The organism is Elusimicrobiales bacterium (genome assembly GCA_041651175.1).
GTDB lineage: Bacteria > Elusimicrobiota > Elusimicrobia > Elusimicrobiales > Elusimicrobiaceae > JAQTYB01.
Window position 1 is genome coordinate 24,331 of record JBAZJT010000009.1, and the last position, 14,895, is coordinate 39,225.

Here is a 14,895-nt window from a genome sequence, read left to right on the forward strand (position 1 = left end):
ATACTATACCGAAAATCTCAAAAGAAAGGAAGTCTGGTCTTCATCCACGACGTATTATCTTTCTACCCAATCGTGCGGCTTGCATGAAATAGGCTGTTACCAAATCAGCTACGACCTGCGTTCTGCCGCCTATATGCCAGTCCCTGTTGGCTTTGGGGCAGGTTTCGGCCTTGTAGTCGTAAATCGTGAAGGCCAGTCCATTTATGCTGCCGGTCCATTCGGCTTGGATTTTGCCGTCTGCGGACAGGCCCTGCTGCGGCTTCCCGAACACGCGCACCAGCTCTTTGTAAGTCGTGCCGTCCGGCAAGCGGCCCACAAACCCGGTTCCTACAAGGCCGGGGTTGCCCATTTTGACTTCCAGCTCCAGCGTGATTTTGGTTTTCATAACGAATACTCCGAGTTTTTGGTTTCGCCGGTTTCGGCGTCCCGTATCGTGAAATAGCGCATGTTGCTTGGCTTGAAGCCGTTTATGAACTGCTCCTCTATCGTGATGCTCCACTTGGCCTTGGGCAGGGCCTTGCGGACCGCCGCCAGTTTCTTGAGGGCAAGCGGGATATAGTCCTCCGTCTTGCCGGTCACCGGCACGTCCTCGACATACATCTCTTCGCCGTCCTGTTTGAGACTCAGGTAGCGCGACTTCAGCGTTTTGCCGTTCATATAGTCCTCCGTTGTTTTGAGTATACGCGCCCGACCATCGTGTCGCCGTGCCAGATGTCTATGCGGGCTATCTCCGGCAAAAATGCTTTTTCTTTTGCCGCTCCGGTAGCGGCCTCCAGCGTTTTGAAGCTTCCCAGTTCCCGGTGTATGGTGCAGTCCGTTTTCGTCTTCGGTATTATCGCTATCAGCTCGAACCCCGCCTGCTTTTTGGTCTTCATAATGCCTCCCTTTCGTCTGGCCCTTTCTGCTGTCATCATGAACATACAATGAGTTCGGCGATTAATCCAGTCCTTTCCGGAGGCCATTTTACCGTCTGAGAAACAGCCCTTGACTTTATGGCGGAATCCCTTTATTTTCTGCCCGTCCGGCCCCATAAACCGGACGGGCATTTTCATGCTCAGGCGAGCTGCGCCAGCCAGTCCTTGCCGACCAGTTTGTTGAGCGCGGCGATTACCGCGTCTATCGCCCAGCCGATAAGCATGCCTTCCACGCTTTCCGGCAGGAACGGGATGTCGATAAGCGCGTTGAGTATCGCCACCGCGAGCGCCTTTTTGTCCGAGCCTTTGATATCCTCGTCCTGCCCGACGCCTTCCACCAGCTTCACGACGTCCGGCACGGCCTCAGCCGCGTCTTTAAGGCTTTTGACCGTCTTGATTTTGTCCTTCACCGCGCCCAGCTTGTCCAGCAGTTCCTTCGCCTTCTTTTCGTAGTCCATACTGCCTCCTGTTTTTGAATAGCGGCAAATCAAAGCTCCAGCTTATCCGCCATTTAGTGTCGCCGCTTTTGCCGATGACCAGCGACAAAATTCTTTCAAGCCATCCGGGCATATACGCCGTCCCTGAAGCCCAGCACTTCGCGCTTGCCGCCGGTGCTTGCGTGTATCCAGCGTTCGCCGTCGCGCCGCTCGTCTATAAGCTGCCCGAACGGGATGCCGGACTCGTGCCAGAGCCACGCAAATACATCGTCTATACTCACGCCTTCCACATGGAAGTCGGCGGCTTGGCCCAGCATGTGCTGGCTGTTTGCGCTACCGCCGACAGCGGTATTAAGTTCGAAGCACCGGAACCCGGAATGCACTATGACTGCCTTGCCGTAATGCGCCCGCACCGGCTCAAGGATTATCCGGCACAGGCCGGTAAGCTCGGCGGGATAGCAAAGCCCCTTCCGTCGGTTAAGTTCCTGAAATCCGGCGCGGTCGGTGCGCGTCAGCTCGAAGAACGTGAAATGCTCGCTTAATTTGAAGTCGTTCATTTGGCGCTCCATTTAAGCCCCAGTTGGAACAGCGCGTTGACCGCCAGCGTTATGCCGCCGACTATCCATGAAATCTTGGTCTTGACGGCGCGAAGCTCCTCGGCAAGCCCGACCTGCCCGTTGCCATTGACCGTATGCTCCAGTTTGGTTATGCGAGCCTTGTCGGCCTCGTATGCCTGCAGATGCGCGTCCTGCTTGGCTTCCATCCGCGCAAGCCGCTCTATGACTTCGTCTATCTTGCCCATGTTAAGGCCCTCCTCCGCTGGTTTGTCCCTGCCATTGCCCCGACTCCGTTCCCGTCGCTACGAACAACTCATACGGCGAATCGGACGACACCGCCATGCACGGCATTGTTTCGCAGGCCAAAGTTTGCAGTTCGGTGTGCGTCTTCGCGCCGTAGAACGCGACACCGCCCAGCAACGCCATGCCCGAAACCGCGATGGTGGAAGCGTTAACACCGGAGGCGGCGGTAATGGTGTCCGCCGAATAAACCGCACCGGTGTTCTCCACCGCGAACCGGACGGTTCCGGTGCTTATGAAGTTGACGAATTTGCCGGTGAACGGGCCGTTTATACCCATCTCTGCGTGGTACACGTCCGAGGATACGGCGTTCGCCGTGTACTGGTAGGTGTCGTATATCGGTAAATCCGTCCCATAGCCGGTCAGGTTCGCACGGATGTAGCGGACATGGCTGCTGTTGGGGTCTTGGGTAAGGCTAAGCCCTGCGCCGCCGTCATGCATGCTGCCGCCGAAAGCCGTCTTGGCCCGCGCGGATACGCCCATGCCGTCGTTGTCCGAGCCTCTGGCGGCAATTGCGGTCTGGTTGGGGTAGGTGTTCTCTACGTGAAGCACTGCGCCGAGAGGGATTGAGGCGTTGGTCGTGATATCCACGACATAGGCCTCAGGAACAGCTGCCCCGCCGATACCCATAGAGGTGAACATGCCCGCGCTGGCTTTTACGCTGTCAGCCGATACGTCCTTAGCCGTGACCGAGCTTTGGAAGGTCTGCGGCGCGGTGAAGTTATTGTCCTGCCCCTTGTAGGCGATATTACCCAGCGTGCCGGTGCCGTTTATGTCCGCGCCGTTGAGCAGAATTGCGCTGGTGGCGTTCACCACGGTAAATTGTCCGGTAGTCGCCTGAGCCAGCCCGGCGTAGACCGTCGTTCCAGAAAGCAAAGCGGCTTTCGCCGTCCCTCTGGCCTCGAAATCGGACAGCACGGTCATCGAGGACTGGAAGGTCTGCGTAACCGTGAAACCGTTGTCCTGATTCCTGTAGGCCACGTTGCCCAGCGTTCCGGCGGTATTGATATTCGAGCCGTTGAGCTGGATGGCGGATGTGGCGTTCATGACCGCGAATAGGCCTGTAGTCGCCTGCGACAGCGCGGCTTGAACCGTCGTGGACTGGATAAGCGACACCTGCGCTGTTGTCGCCGACAGCAGGTTGGCCTTGGCGGTGCCGTTTACGTCCAGCTCCGCCTGCGGGTTGGCCTTCCTCACGCCAACGAACCATGTCCCCGTGCTGACCGACAGTATCGGCAGGTTCTGTTGCGCGGTAGAACTTACACGCAGGGCATACGGATATTGCGCGTCCGCCACCACGTCCAGCTTGGCGGTGGGTTCCACGGTGCCGACGTTTATGCCCACGCCACCGGACTGGTTGAACAGGCTATGCCGTCCGCCTTCAACCAGTATCTGGTCCGTCTTGGAGTCAACATTGCCGATATGAAGCCGCGCCTGCGGGTTGGTCGTATGTATGCCGAACTTGCTGTTTATAGTGGGCGTGCCCCATTCCATTGTGGGAACGGCGATGCTGGCGGCGTTGTAGTCGTAGCGTGCGACGTATTCCAGCCGGATTTCGTCCATATAGCCGTAGAACCCCGCCGAGGTGTTGCCCCACCAGCCGCGCACATCGGTCATCCCGCCGATATTCATGAACCCGCTAAGAAAATTGGGCACGCCGCCATCCGAAGTGGAACCGGAGCAGGCCAGCCGGGTCCCGTCTATCCAGACCGTGGTCCTGCGCGAGCTTTGGTGGTTATATTGCAGGACGATGTAATGCCACTCGTTGGCGGTGAACCGCTGCGTCACTTCGCTGGCCTGCTGGGTGCTGGTGCCGGAGTACCAGTCGCGCAGGTGCATGGTGAAATACGGGCTGTTATTGTTGTAGCGCCACTCGAAGCTGAACCAGCGATAGCTGTCGGGATTGCCTATCCAGTAGAAAAAGAATGAATCGTCGTTGGACAACCGTTTGGCCCAGAACGACAGGGTGAATTCGGTGAGCGGGGTCAGCTTGTAGTCGCCGCTCCACGACTGGCGCAACCCGCGATAGAGCTGGAAGAACGCGGACCCGCCGCCGAACCGGTAATCGCCGGAGTTTATAGTCGGGCTGCCGCCGCTTGACCCACTCCAAGAGCCGAGCGCGTCCGAGAAATCCGTATTCAGGTTGAGGCTTATGCGCGTAGTGGACGGGAACTGGAACGGGACGGACACGCCGGTCATTACCATGTTGCCGTTATGCACGTTAAACCGTGCCGTGGGAGCAATGCCGATGCCGAGCGCGTTATTGAATGTGCCGGTGCTGCCGGTGAACGCACCGGTTACGTTGCCCGTGCCCTGAACTGAAAGATTTCCCTGTGCCGATATATTGCCGGTGACGGAAGTGTTGCCGCCGACATTCGCATCCGCGCCGATGCTGGCGTTGCCGCCTATCGCCGCGCTTGCTCCGATGGTCGCCGATTGCCCGACCGTCAGCGTATTGCTAACCGCAGCCGTGCCGGTCTGAAGCGTGGACGACTGGACATGGTTTGCCGTCGCCGTGCCGGATTCCACCGTGTAGAAGGTGCCTTTGCCCACAGGCCCGTCCAGCGTTATGGTGTAACTGTCCGCCGTCTGCGAGCTTGCCGCGATGCCCCATTTGCCGGATATATGGCCTTCCGCCGTGCCCGCTATTTCGTCCGGCTTCACGCCGTAATACGGCGAGTTAGCCGCGACCGCCAAAGCCGCGAACCCGACTACAAGAACGGCTATTATTTTCAGCCTATGATTATCCATCCGTTCGCCCCCAAGGAAGAATCCTTCGTGTAAAAGAACAGCTGCTTGCTGTCCGTCGCCCAGTAGAGCTGGCAATCCTCCGGTGTGCCTTTAGCCGCCGACGCGCCGGACGCGATGCCTTTGCCAGCGGCCAGCCAACTGAGCCACGCCATCAGCTTCGTAGCGTCGGGCTTCTGCCCGTTTTCTATGTCAGCCGGTTTAGCCATAAATCATTCCCACCAGACGACCTCGCAGTAGCCGGAGCCGCCCGCCCCGCCAGCGCCGGGAATATAGCTCGTGTATTCCCATCCAGAACCGCCGCCACCGCCTCCGCAGCCGCTGTTTGCCGATGCCGCGACTCCCGCAGTGCAACCGGGGCTTCCGTTTCCACCCAACTGACCGGAAACGCTGTTGCCGCCGCCTGCGCCGCCATATTGCGTATTTGCAGCACCGCCTTCGGAACCGTCCATACCTTTCTGTCCGTATGTGGAACCGGCCCCGCCCTGACCGCCTATGCCGGGATAGCTGGAATTGTTGCTGGGCATCCCGCCGCGACCGCCTTTCCCGCCGTAAGCGGTTATGGACCCGAATGCCGAGTTCCCTCCGTCCGAGCCGTCTCCGCCTTTCTGGGTCGAAGCTCCGCGCGTACCCCCGGTTCCGCCCGCGCCGATTGTAACCGCAACATTCCCGCTGACCGCGACAATGCCCTGATAAATCCCTCCGGCTCCGCCGCCACCTCCGCCAGCTGCCGCATACTGGTTCGCGCCGGAATTGCCGCCTCCCGCGCCTCCGCCTCCGCCAGCGACCAGCGTTATGCGGACGTAATCCACGCCCACAGGGCGCGTCCATGTCCCGGAAGCCGCGAATACCTGGCTTTTCATTCTGCCGACCATGTTCAAAACCGAAACCGTCATAAATCACCTCACTTTGCCACCGATTTCAAAACCCAGATGTCGACCACGCCCTGCGTGCCCATGTTCAGCGTGCCGTTGACCGACGCGGCTGTAACCCTGACCAGCGTGGCATTGGCGTGGCTTTCCGAAAACAGGCCCACCGCCATCTCGAACACGTCGTCGCCGTAGACCTGATACACGTCAAAAGGCGAGGCGTACTTGGCCAGCGCGCCGTCTATGCCGACGCTTATCGTGTAGCCCGTTATGGAATTGCCCGAAAAACAGTTCCTGTGCTTTATCTTCACGCCGTGTATAACCCCACCAGCCGGAAGCGTGAACAGCGTAATCGTGTTCGAGTACCCCGCCGATACAAAATCGGAATAGCTCTTGGTGAATTTCTCCCAAGCGGGGACGTTGTTTCCCTGCCCGTTGAGATTCACCGCGCCGTTGAATGCGTTCGCGCCGGTAAAGGTCTGGTCCGCCGAAAGGCTCGCCAGCCCGGTTGCGGTAAGCTCGCCGCTCAAATCCTTTCCGCTGGGAAAGAAGCCGGTTATATCGTCGTAATCCACCAGTACCACCGCATCGTAATACGATGTGCCTCCGGATTCCATGTGCAGTTCTACCGACAGCTCCGTCGCCGAGCTTGCCACCTCGTGCGTCAGCGAGATGAACTCCCAAAGCCCTGTGCCGTTATGGAATGCCGAAACGGAACTGCCAACGCCGTCCCGTATCCGCAGTCGTGCCGCGTTCGGCGTGGAACATTTAACCCAAGCCCATGCTTTCACCGTGTGGCCTTTGAGCCCGGCAAGTTCCGCGCTGGATTGCTTCAGATACGCGTCTGCCGAACCATAGGTCAGCGCGACGGCGTAATCGCCCTGCTTTCTGTCGGTCACTCTGGCTATGGACGCGCCACTGCCGAACAGCGTCCAGTCGTCCGGCGCGACGCTTGCACCGCCGGACCACTGCTCCATGCCGCCGTTGTTTATCAGGTTCCACGGGACAAGATTCAAATGGCTGAAATTGTTGTTGAACTTCGACGCCGACGGTATTTCAGCCGCGCTGTCCTGAAAGATAACCGGAATCCGCTTGTCGCCCATTACGCCGCCTCCCTTACCGTAAGCTCGGACTCCATGCGGACGCAGTCATGCGCCGCTTCTAAAACCTTGCCCACCACGTCATAAGCCGACTGTCCCTCATGGCCCCACAGGTGTATGTCCGGCTTGCCGATATACGCCGCTGTGTCGCCGATATGCCACGCTTTTTTCGGATTGCCCGGATATTTGTCCGTGTAGCGCAGCCGCACCATATCCCCGGCTTCCAACTGCGGCAGGAAGCAGGTTTTGAACTCATATTCCTTGTGTGGTTTTGAGTAGAGCCGGAAGTATCCGTGCGCCGTACCGGTTGCGATATCCGCGTCCTGTTCCAAAAGGAACTGCGAGCCGCCCACGGAGAGCTGCTTCACGCCATAGAGCGTCTGCGAATTGGGCCTCGGCATGTTGAAAGTGTCCGGGTCCGCGATGACGCTGTAATCGCCGTAATTGGAGATGATTTTGTTGTAGACGTTCTTCAGCCCGTCGTTTACGCGGGAAATCTCCTTGATGTCGCGGTTCGTCAGCGTAATGTGCGGGAACGCTATGCGCGTGGACAACATTCCGGCTATGTCTTGGTCGTAGTAAAATACCCGCTCGTCGCCCCAGTAAACGCCCTCGTCGCCCCACAGCCACAAAGCCGCTACGCCGGATTCGCGCGACCGGAAGAAGAACTTGCCCATGCGGTCGAATCCGAACTCGTAGGAGGCGATTTCCGCCAGCTTTTCGATAGCGTCCAGAACCGTCAGGCCGGAGCAATCCACCAGCCGCAGTTTCGTAGTCAGTGTGGCGTAAGTTACGCTATGCTCGGCCACCGCCGGGAAATCCTGACCGCTGTCCGAGCTTTTGCGCGTCAGTTCGATACGGAGATACCGCAACGCCGGACTTGCGATGCGCCCGTTTTCCACCGCCTCCAGCGACGTATATGCCGCGTTATTGAGCGAGGTCTGCGTTCTGTAGCTCGTTGAGCTGCCGTTGTACTGGGTAACTGTTTCGTCCAGCCTTTCGAACGCCGTTACGTCAGCCGACAAGTCGTCCGCGTCGTACAGCTTGCTCCCCAGCAAAGGCAGATTGGGCAACGCTGGCAGGTCGCCGAACTCGCCGCAGACGCGCACATAATCTATGTAGACCGGCGCGTTTCTGGGCGTACCGGTAGTCCAGCAGCCGAACTCGGCCACAGGAACCGCACCTGCGCCGGGCGTGTAGGTGTAATCCACTGCCTTCACGCCGCCGACAAACGCCACCACGCGGCCCGGCTTGTGGTAAAGCACATACTGCGCGTTGGCGGGAGCCCCGCCGCCCCATATCGCCGCGCCGTTAAGCAATACTTGGCAGTGGATGCCGGAGCCGCCCACCGCGTAACCCTGCCGGATTTCGGCCCTGTCCGCGCCGTGCGAAAGCGCGAAATAGGCGTATTCGTTGGCGTAGCCCGATATAACGCCGAATGCCATTACGCAGCCGCTTCCCGCCGCGCCTATGGTCCTGCGCCAGCGTTTGGTGGAGGCAGTATAATTAGGCGTGTAAACCGTCAGAATGTTGCTACCGCCGCCGGTCCCGGAAGGCCAGTAAGTGTCTATCTCCGCCGTGTAAGAGCCGGTGTCCTCGAACAATTCCCATTCGGGGCTGGAGTTCTGCGGCAAATCGTCGCATTCGTAGCGGATATTGTCCTCGGAGTGCGCGTGCGTTATTTTCTTGAACACCCTGTTCGGGAATATCACGTCCTCAACGGTGCGGTCGGTTATGCCTGCCATGTCCAGCAGTCCGTTCACAACCTCGTGGATTTGCAGGTTCGTGTGCCAGCAAAGGTAATCCGCGACAACCGCCTGCCCGGACGACGGCGCGGACACGAAGGCAATTTTGGCGGGCGTATCGTATGTGCTGAGGTCGGAAATCTCGTAATCCGTGCCCGGCGCTTTGAACACGCTGCCAGCCGTGACGCGTTTTATGCGGCCCACGTTTTTGCCGGAAGTGGTGAACTCTTTGGTGACACCGTCGCCGATGCCCAAGACTTCGCCGGTGATTGCGGTGGAATAGTTTTCCGCGTCAGCGTCGTCCAGCAAAATATGCGGCGCGTCGAGACTGATTTGCGCCGTCTTGTCGTCGGAATAAAAAGATATGCCGGACACATAGCCCGTGAACAGCCGGACTTCTTCGGATTCCGTGCCGTCGGAAAATTGGTAGACCGCCGCGACTTTGAACATTGTCCGGTATGCCGTGTAGCCCAACCGTGCAAGGGTGTCTTTCTTAAACACGCCGTAATCCGCGCGCTCCAGCCATTCGTTCGCGCCGTTATAAACCCGCATCGTCAGCGAGCCGGTGCGGAACTCGTTTAGGCGGACGGCGTCCAGCTCCTCTTTGGTTTTGCTGATGTCGCGGATATTCTTCTCTGGGATGACAGTCCATTGCGTCTCGTAGGCAAATGCCTGCGCCTCAATATCCCAGTACCGGCGGCGATACGCCACCAGCCGCCGCACCTTGGCGGTGTTCAGTTTTTGCGCCTGCAGTATTCCTTGCGATAGCGTTATCATGACTCCGCCGCCTTGAAACTGACCGTCAGTCCGCCGGATTTGCTTTTGCTCACATAGCCGCAGGACAGGCTGTCTTTTAGCGCGGAGACGCTATATATCGCTTGCGGCAGTGCCTCCGGTTCCGGGTAAACGACAAACTCGCCGAGGCTGTAGACCGCCAGCAATGCGTCGGCCTCCGCTTGGCTGAGTCCCGCGAAGGCAAGGCTTGCGCCCCAGCGCGTTACCCTGTCGCCCGACCATTTAACCAGCGCGGTTTTCACGCCGCCGTCCATCATCTGCGTGGAAATATCCGTCGCCGAGAAGCCCGGCTCGTAGCCATAAAAACCTTTTGACGCGGCAAGCAGCGTTTCCAAAACCCACACCTCGCCTATTTGTTTCTCTTGGTTCGGGGTCTGCGTCTGGCTGAAGCTTATGCGGATTCCGTAAGCCTGCTTCGCCGCAAACTGCGCCTTGAGCGATATGCCGATTCGATTGATTGCGTTAAGCGTTATGGCGTTGCCCCAGCCAGACCCGGTGTAGAACTCGACCACGGCGGTCACCGCGTTGCAATTTTGCAGTATCACCGTGTCTACGGTCTTGAGCGCGGATACGCCGTTTTCCTGAAACAGGATTTCAATGTACGCGGTGGAGGCGTCGCTGTTCTGTCCTGCCGTTTTCCAGAGCGCGTTATAGTCGCGGTCATAGAGCCGGTATTTAACCGCGTCGCCGCCGGAAACGCTTATCGCGTTGTTCTCGTTGACTGCGTTCGGACCGTAAAAGACGGGATAATCGCTCATACCGCCCTCCGTTTGTTGTCCGAGGCCGCGTCCCGGCTGTTGACCGCAAACGCCAAAGCGTTAGGCGTGCGCCTGCGTATCTGTTCCGCCAGTTCGCCAAGCACGCGCTCGCGCTCGGAGGCGTTCAAATCCGACACCTGCAGGGTCATGTTGATATTGAAAACGTTGTGCTGGTTCGCTCCCTCGCCGGAGGACAATGCGCTATTGGGTATCACCGTTCCCGCCGTGTCCGGCACGAAAAGTTCCGGGCCGTTCTCGCCGACAAGCGCGGCCTGCCCCACCGGCGGCCTGCCGCCAGCCGCGAACCCGCCGGAAAAACCGAGAATAATCGCCAGTATTGCCGCCGCTGCCGCCAGACCGATAGCAATCCCGACAAACGGGATACCTGCGTGCGCCGCGACCGCCTTCGCCTGACCAACAGCCGCCGCCTGCGCTATCTCGGCATGGGCCGCAGCCGCGTTTTCTGTGACTTCCTTTGCCGTCGCCGCGCTTTTGACCGCCGATACCGCCGTAGTCGTGCTGGTTTCAAACAAGGCCAATGCGGCAGCCTGCGCCTTTTCCAGCGTCCACATCACGACTTTCTTGGCGAGGATTTCCGCCAGTATCTTGTAAATGCTGGCCTTGAACGCCTGCCACACGCCTTCCATAATGTCGCCAAGATTCACCGTGCCCTGCTCTATGGCGACGAACAGTTCCTCGAACCCTCCGGACAGCGCCGATATCGCCGCGTTGAATGTGGCGGCAAGATTGTCCTTGAGCATGGTCGCCGACACGAACACTTGGTTGTAGGCGTCCTGCCACGCCTGCGCGAACTGCCCGGCCTGCTCAGGCGCGTCCGCCGCGAGGTTGGGCATCTCCGGGGATTGCGGCATATTGAGTTTCGGCGCGGCCACTGTGCCGGTGAACACGCTTTTCGCCGCGTCCAGTTTGCCGCCGACAAAGTCCTGCGCCTTGCCGTAGCCGTCGGCGACGCTTTGCGCTATGTCCTTGCCCGTATTGAGCGCGGTTTCGCCGATAATGCCGCCCCACTTTTTCACGTCATCCGCCACGCCCTTTAGCGACTGACCGACTTTCGAGCTGCCCAGCGCGTCCGAAGTGTCGTCAACGAATTTCTTTATCGCGCTGACAGCCGAATCGAGGTGCAGATACTCGGCCACGGTCATGAAATCCCGCACCCAGTTTTTGAAATAGTCCTTCAGGGCTTGGAATTTATCCTGAAAGAACTGCACAAAGAAGTCCGCTATGGTCAGTACGTCGTCCATGTAGCTTTTGCAGACTTCGCGGAAAGTCCGCATAAGCGATTCCCATGTTTTTACAATTACCGACCACTTGTCTATGACAATCAACCCGACGGCAACAAGGGCAACGGCAATCAATCCCACCGGCCCGGTCAACGCGCCTATTGCCGTGATAACCGCCTTGAACGCCGCGATTACCCAGCCAAGCACGGGCGCAAGCCCGCTCAGCGCGGACAGAAACAGCCCCAAAGCCCAGACAGCCGGGCCGAGCGCCGCGATAATCAGGCCCAAGGCAACCAGCCAGTCCCTTGTCGGTTTATCCAACCCGGCGATAAATGACGTCGCTTTCTGCACCGCCGAAGTCAGCATTTGGGTCAGCTTGATTACCGTCGGCAACGCTATATCGCCCAGCTTTATCAGCGCGACCTGCAGCACGGACAGCGCCTTGGCGAACTGCTGGCTGGCGTCCTGATTGGCGATATTGAAGGCGTTTTTGAGGTCCTGCCCCGTCGCCTTCGCCACGCTGGCGATTACCGCGCGCGCTGCCTCGCCGTTCTTGCCGATGAGGTTCAAAAGCCCGACAAGCCCTTCGGCCTCCGGGAACACCCGCGCCATCGCCTGTTCGTTATCGCCGAAGTGTTCCTTGAGTGTCTGTAGTACGGACAACAAGCCTTCCTCTTTTAGCTGGCGGCGCAGTCCGTCAAACGACAGGCCGACCCATTCCATAGCCGTGCGCGTCTGGTCCGTCGGTTTCAGCAGCGTCATGAATACGCCGCGCAACGCGGATACCGTCTGTCTTGCGCCCATGCCCAGCCGGGACATCGCCGCCACCGCGCCCGATACTTCGCCGAACGAGACGCCCAACTGGGCCGATACCGGCAAGAGCTTCCCGATGACCGGCGCAAGCTCATCCAGTTGCATCTTGCCGTTCTTGACAGTGGCAACCAGAACGCCGGTAGCCGTAGCCGCGCTAAGATTGGCAGGGCCATAGGCATTCAGCGCGGAGGTTACCGCGTCAGCGACTGTTTTCGTGTCGCCCATGCCTGTAGCCGAAGCCATTGCCGACACTTTCAATGCCTCCAGCGCGTCCGAGCCGCGCAAGCCCGCCTGCGCCACGGAATACATCGCGTCCGCCAGTTCTTTCGGCCCTTTGCCGGTCTGCGTGGACAGTTTCAGTATGTCCGTGCGCCATGCGTCCACTTCCTCGCGGCTCACGCCGAGTATGGCGACTATTTTGTCCAGACTGTCGTCGAACTCGGTGGCGAATTTGACGGCTGACAGCGCGGCACCGGCGAACGGCAGCGACAGCCCGTAGGTTATCTCCTTGCCGAGCGTCGTGAACCGCCTGCCCGCGCGGGCAAGCGTCTTCTCAGCTTTGGCTATGCCTTCCTCAAAGCTGGCTGTTCTCGCCGTCAGGTTCACTATCAGGTTGCCTATCGTCGCCATTTGTTCCACCGAGTGCCGCGTTTATCGCCTTCACCATCTCCAACTGTTCCCGCCAGTCCTGTTTTTCCTTGCCGAATTTCGGCATGAAATCCTGCGCCTTGTACGGCTTCGTACCGCTTTTTCGGGACACGTTCGCCACCGTGGAGGCCACTATCCCGGCCCGCAGGTCCGCCCTGTCCTCGCCGAACGGCTCCAGCTCGTAATACGTCTGCCATTCCGTCAATTCCCGCGAGCTGACCCGGCTTAACAACTCGCTTACCGTCATGCCCAGAGCAAGGGCTAAGCGGAAGTAGAACCTTCGCTCCGGGCGTCTTTGAAATTTCCGGCAAGCTCCTTCACATCGCTTTCGCTAAGTCCCGAAAGCTGCTGCGCCGCATTGAACAGCCGGTTCAGCGCTTTCGCCGACTTTTCACCGAGCCATTTCACGTCCTCTTCGGTGAACAGCGGCTTGCCGTCCTCGCCGATTGCCGACTGCGCCACCAGTTTCGCGCGCAGATTCTGCATGTTCACCGTGGTGTTGCGCCCCTGCCCCTGCACCACGCCCGCCTCAAACCTGTCGCGCTCCGCGCCAGTCAGCGATTTAAGCCTGACTGTGCCGCCCCATTCGGGGACTTCCACGTCCTGCGTCTCCAAGTCGGAAACGCTCTTTATCTGTTCTTTGTTGAGAAGCATTGCTTCCTCCGTTATGCCAGCGTCGGCTGGCCTGTTATTTTAAGCGTCACGCTCGCGCCCAGTTTGCCGTCCACCGGAGCGCTAGGCTCGAAGTTCGTCACGAACGCCGCGAAGCTCCATGTGGTCGCCGGGGTGTCCGGGAACACGAGCTTGAAGTTTTTCTTTGCCCGCGCTGCGAGCGCGGCTGAAAGCGACTGCTGGCTTGTATTGCCCGGCAGGAAGTTCAGCTCCAGCTTTATCTCGCCGCCGTCGAGCAATCCGCCCGCGTATTCCTTCCAGCCTCCGGCGGAGCCGTGGCTGGTGATGTCCACCGTGTCCATGCTCATGCCGGGTCCGCCCACATTGGTCACTTCGGCTATCGCCGCGAATACTTCCGGCGTCGCGCCGTCGCCGATTTTAAGCGTTGTGCCGAACGCGCTTATTCCTTCGCCCATATTAATCCTCCCTGTGCCATATCAGGATGTCAGCCGTGACGCGGAATATTCCGTCGTCCGCGCTGAATCCGTCCGTTTCGTTATCGTTGAACGCGGCCTGTATGTCGCCGCCCTTCTTGCCGTGAAGCGCGGCAACCGCCGCCAACGCCAGCCGCTTCGCCTCCAAGTAATCCGCCGAGTAGCAGTCCAACTGGAACCGCGACGACGCCAGCTTTGACGGCCCGCCGTGCGAGGCGTACCGGATGCACGACGCTTTGGCGTAGACCATAGCGGGCAGGATTACCTCGTCAGGCAGCCTGACCGGGTATATCCTGTCGGCGACTGTCGCCGACACAGCCGCGTCCTGCCGGAGCAGGTCATACAAGGTCCGCTCAATCGGCATTTTCGCCTCCGTATTTCGCCACCAGTTTGCGGTATTCCGCGTCGCAGACTTGGATTGCTGCTTCCTTCTTCGCATCAAACGCCGGGCGCATGAATGGCTTGGCTTCAACGCGGCCCACGAGCTTGTAGACCCATCGCTTGCCGGACTTATGGGAACGGACAGCCAGCGCATGGCCGAACTCTACGAGGCGGCCATACCAGACGCGCCAGTGAAGCGCGACCCTTGCCCGCACTTCGCCTTTGAGCGGGTCGGTGCTGACCGTCAGCATGATGTTGTCCTTGAGATGCGCCGCCGAGCCCGCTTTCTTGTGGCCTTCAGGGAACAGGTTGTCCGTGCCTGCATCAAGCGGCGCGTTCGCCGCAGCTTGGGCGCGAATCACTTCCGCGCCGTTCTTGGCGGCACGCATGGTGGCCTTACGAAGCTCCGCGCCGCGTATGTTCTTCAACGCAAGCGCAAGCTCTGGTATGCCGTCCAGTTGTATCGTCACCATGTCGCCCATA

General features: G+C 59.3%; 18 protein-coding genes. All 18 read right to left on the reverse strand.

Annotation, left to right across the window (positions count from 1 at the left end; translation table 11 throughout):
- Positions 1-40: 40 nt before the first annotated feature.
- Positions 41-385: a hypothetical protein gene (locus WC421_06370; GenBank protein ID MFA5161853.1), complete on the reverse strand. Its 345-nt coding sequence runs from the start codon at positions 383-385 to the stop codon at positions 41-43.
- Positions 382-657 carry a hypothetical protein gene (locus WC421_06375; protein ID MFA5161854.1) on the reverse strand — a complete coding sequence of 92 codons (276 nt, stop codon included), beginning with the start codon at positions 655-657 and terminating at the stop codon, positions 382-384. Before WC421_06375 ends, WC421_06370 begins: the two co-directional genes overlap by 4 nt.
- Positions 654-875, reverse strand: coding sequence for a hypothetical protein (locus tag WC421_06380; GenBank protein MFA5161855.1), 222 nt, complete (start codon positions 873-875; stop codon positions 654-656). The genes WC421_06375 and WC421_06380 overlap by 4 nt, the downstream gene beginning before the upstream one ends.
- Positions 876-1,054: 179 nt before the next feature.
- Positions 1,055-1,372, reverse strand: a complete 318-nt coding sequence (locus tag WC421_06385; GenBank protein MFA5161856.1) for a hypothetical protein — start codon at positions 1,370-1,372, stop codon at positions 1,055-1,057.
- A gap of 95 nt (positions 1,373-1,467) precedes the next feature.
- Positions 1,468-1,908, reverse strand: coding sequence for a D-Ala-D-Ala carboxypeptidase family metallohydrolase (locus WC421_06390; protein ID MFA5161857.1), 441 nt, complete (start codon positions 1,906-1,908; stop codon positions 1,468-1,470).
- Positions 1,905-2,153, reverse strand: coding sequence for a hypothetical protein (locus WC421_06395; protein ID MFA5161858.1), 249 nt, complete (start codon positions 2,151-2,153; stop codon positions 1,905-1,907). Before WC421_06395 ends, WC421_06390 begins: the two co-directional genes overlap by 4 nt.
- A gap of 1 nt (position 2,154) precedes the next feature.
- The gene (locus WC421_06400) at positions 2,155-4,959 is read right to left on the reverse strand and encodes a hypothetical protein (protein ID MFA5161859.1); all 2,805 of its coding nucleotides are present in this window, start codon (positions 4,957-4,959) and stop codon (positions 2,155-2,157) included.
- Positions 4,941-5,165 carry a hypothetical protein gene (locus tag WC421_06405; protein MFA5161860.1) on the reverse strand — a complete coding sequence of 75 codons (225 nt, stop codon included), beginning with the start codon at positions 5,163-5,165 and terminating at the stop codon, positions 4,941-4,943. The genes WC421_06400 and WC421_06405 overlap by 19 nt, the downstream gene beginning before the upstream one ends.
- A 3-nt stretch (positions 5,166-5,168) precedes the next feature.
- A complete protein-coding gene (locus tag WC421_06410; protein ID MFA5161861.1) occupies positions 5,169-5,852 on the reverse strand; it encodes a hypothetical protein in 684 nt (227 codons plus the stop codon).
- A gap of 8 nt (positions 5,853-5,860) precedes the next feature.
- Positions 5,861-6,928 (reverse strand): hypothetical protein, encoded by a 1,068-nt coding sequence (locus WC421_06415; protein MFA5161862.1) that lies wholly within the window; start codon positions 6,926-6,928, stop codon positions 5,861-5,863.
- Positions 6,928-9,447: a hypothetical protein gene (locus WC421_06420; protein ID MFA5161863.1), complete on the reverse strand. Its 2,520-nt coding sequence runs from the start codon at positions 9,445-9,447 to the stop codon at positions 6,928-6,930. The genes WC421_06415 and WC421_06420 overlap by 1 nt, the downstream gene beginning before the upstream one ends.
- On the reverse strand, positions 9,444-10,223 hold the full coding sequence (locus tag WC421_06425) for a hypothetical protein (protein MFA5161864.1): 780 nt from the start codon (positions 10,221-10,223) through the stop codon (positions 9,444-9,446). The genes WC421_06420 and WC421_06425 overlap by 4 nt, the downstream gene beginning before the upstream one ends.
- A complete protein-coding gene (locus WC421_06430) occupies positions 10,220-12,907 on the reverse strand; it encodes a phage tail tape measure protein (GenBank protein ID MFA5161865.1) in 2,688 nt (895 codons plus the stop codon). Before WC421_06430 ends, WC421_06425 begins: the two co-directional genes overlap by 4 nt.
- On the reverse strand, positions 12,852-13,172 hold the full coding sequence (locus WC421_06435) for a DUF4035 domain-containing protein (protein MFA5161866.1): 321 nt from the start codon (positions 13,170-13,172) through the stop codon (positions 12,852-12,854). Before WC421_06435 ends, WC421_06430 begins: the two co-directional genes overlap by 56 nt.
- A 14-nt stretch (positions 13,173-13,186) precedes the next feature.
- Complete coding sequence (locus tag WC421_06440; protein ID MFA5161867.1) at positions 13,187-13,579, reverse strand: hypothetical protein; 393 nt, start codon at positions 13,577-13,579, stop codon at positions 13,187-13,189.
- A gap of 11 nt (positions 13,580-13,590) precedes the next feature.
- Positions 13,591-14,013: a phage tail tube protein gene (locus WC421_06445; GenBank protein MFA5161868.1), complete on the reverse strand. Its 423-nt coding sequence runs from the start codon at positions 14,011-14,013 to the stop codon at positions 13,591-13,593.
- 1 nt (position 14,014) lies between these two features.
- Complete coding sequence (locus WC421_06450; GenBank protein ID MFA5161869.1) at positions 14,015-14,395, reverse strand: DUF3168 domain-containing protein; 381 nt, start codon at positions 14,393-14,395, stop codon at positions 14,015-14,017.
- Complete coding sequence (locus WC421_06455; GenBank protein MFA5161870.1) at positions 14,385-14,894, reverse strand: HK97-gp10 family putative phage morphogenesis protein; 510 nt, start codon at positions 14,892-14,894, stop codon at positions 14,385-14,387. The genes WC421_06450 and WC421_06455 overlap by 11 nt, the downstream gene beginning before the upstream one ends.
- Between the last annotated feature and the right edge of the window lies 1 nt (position 14,895).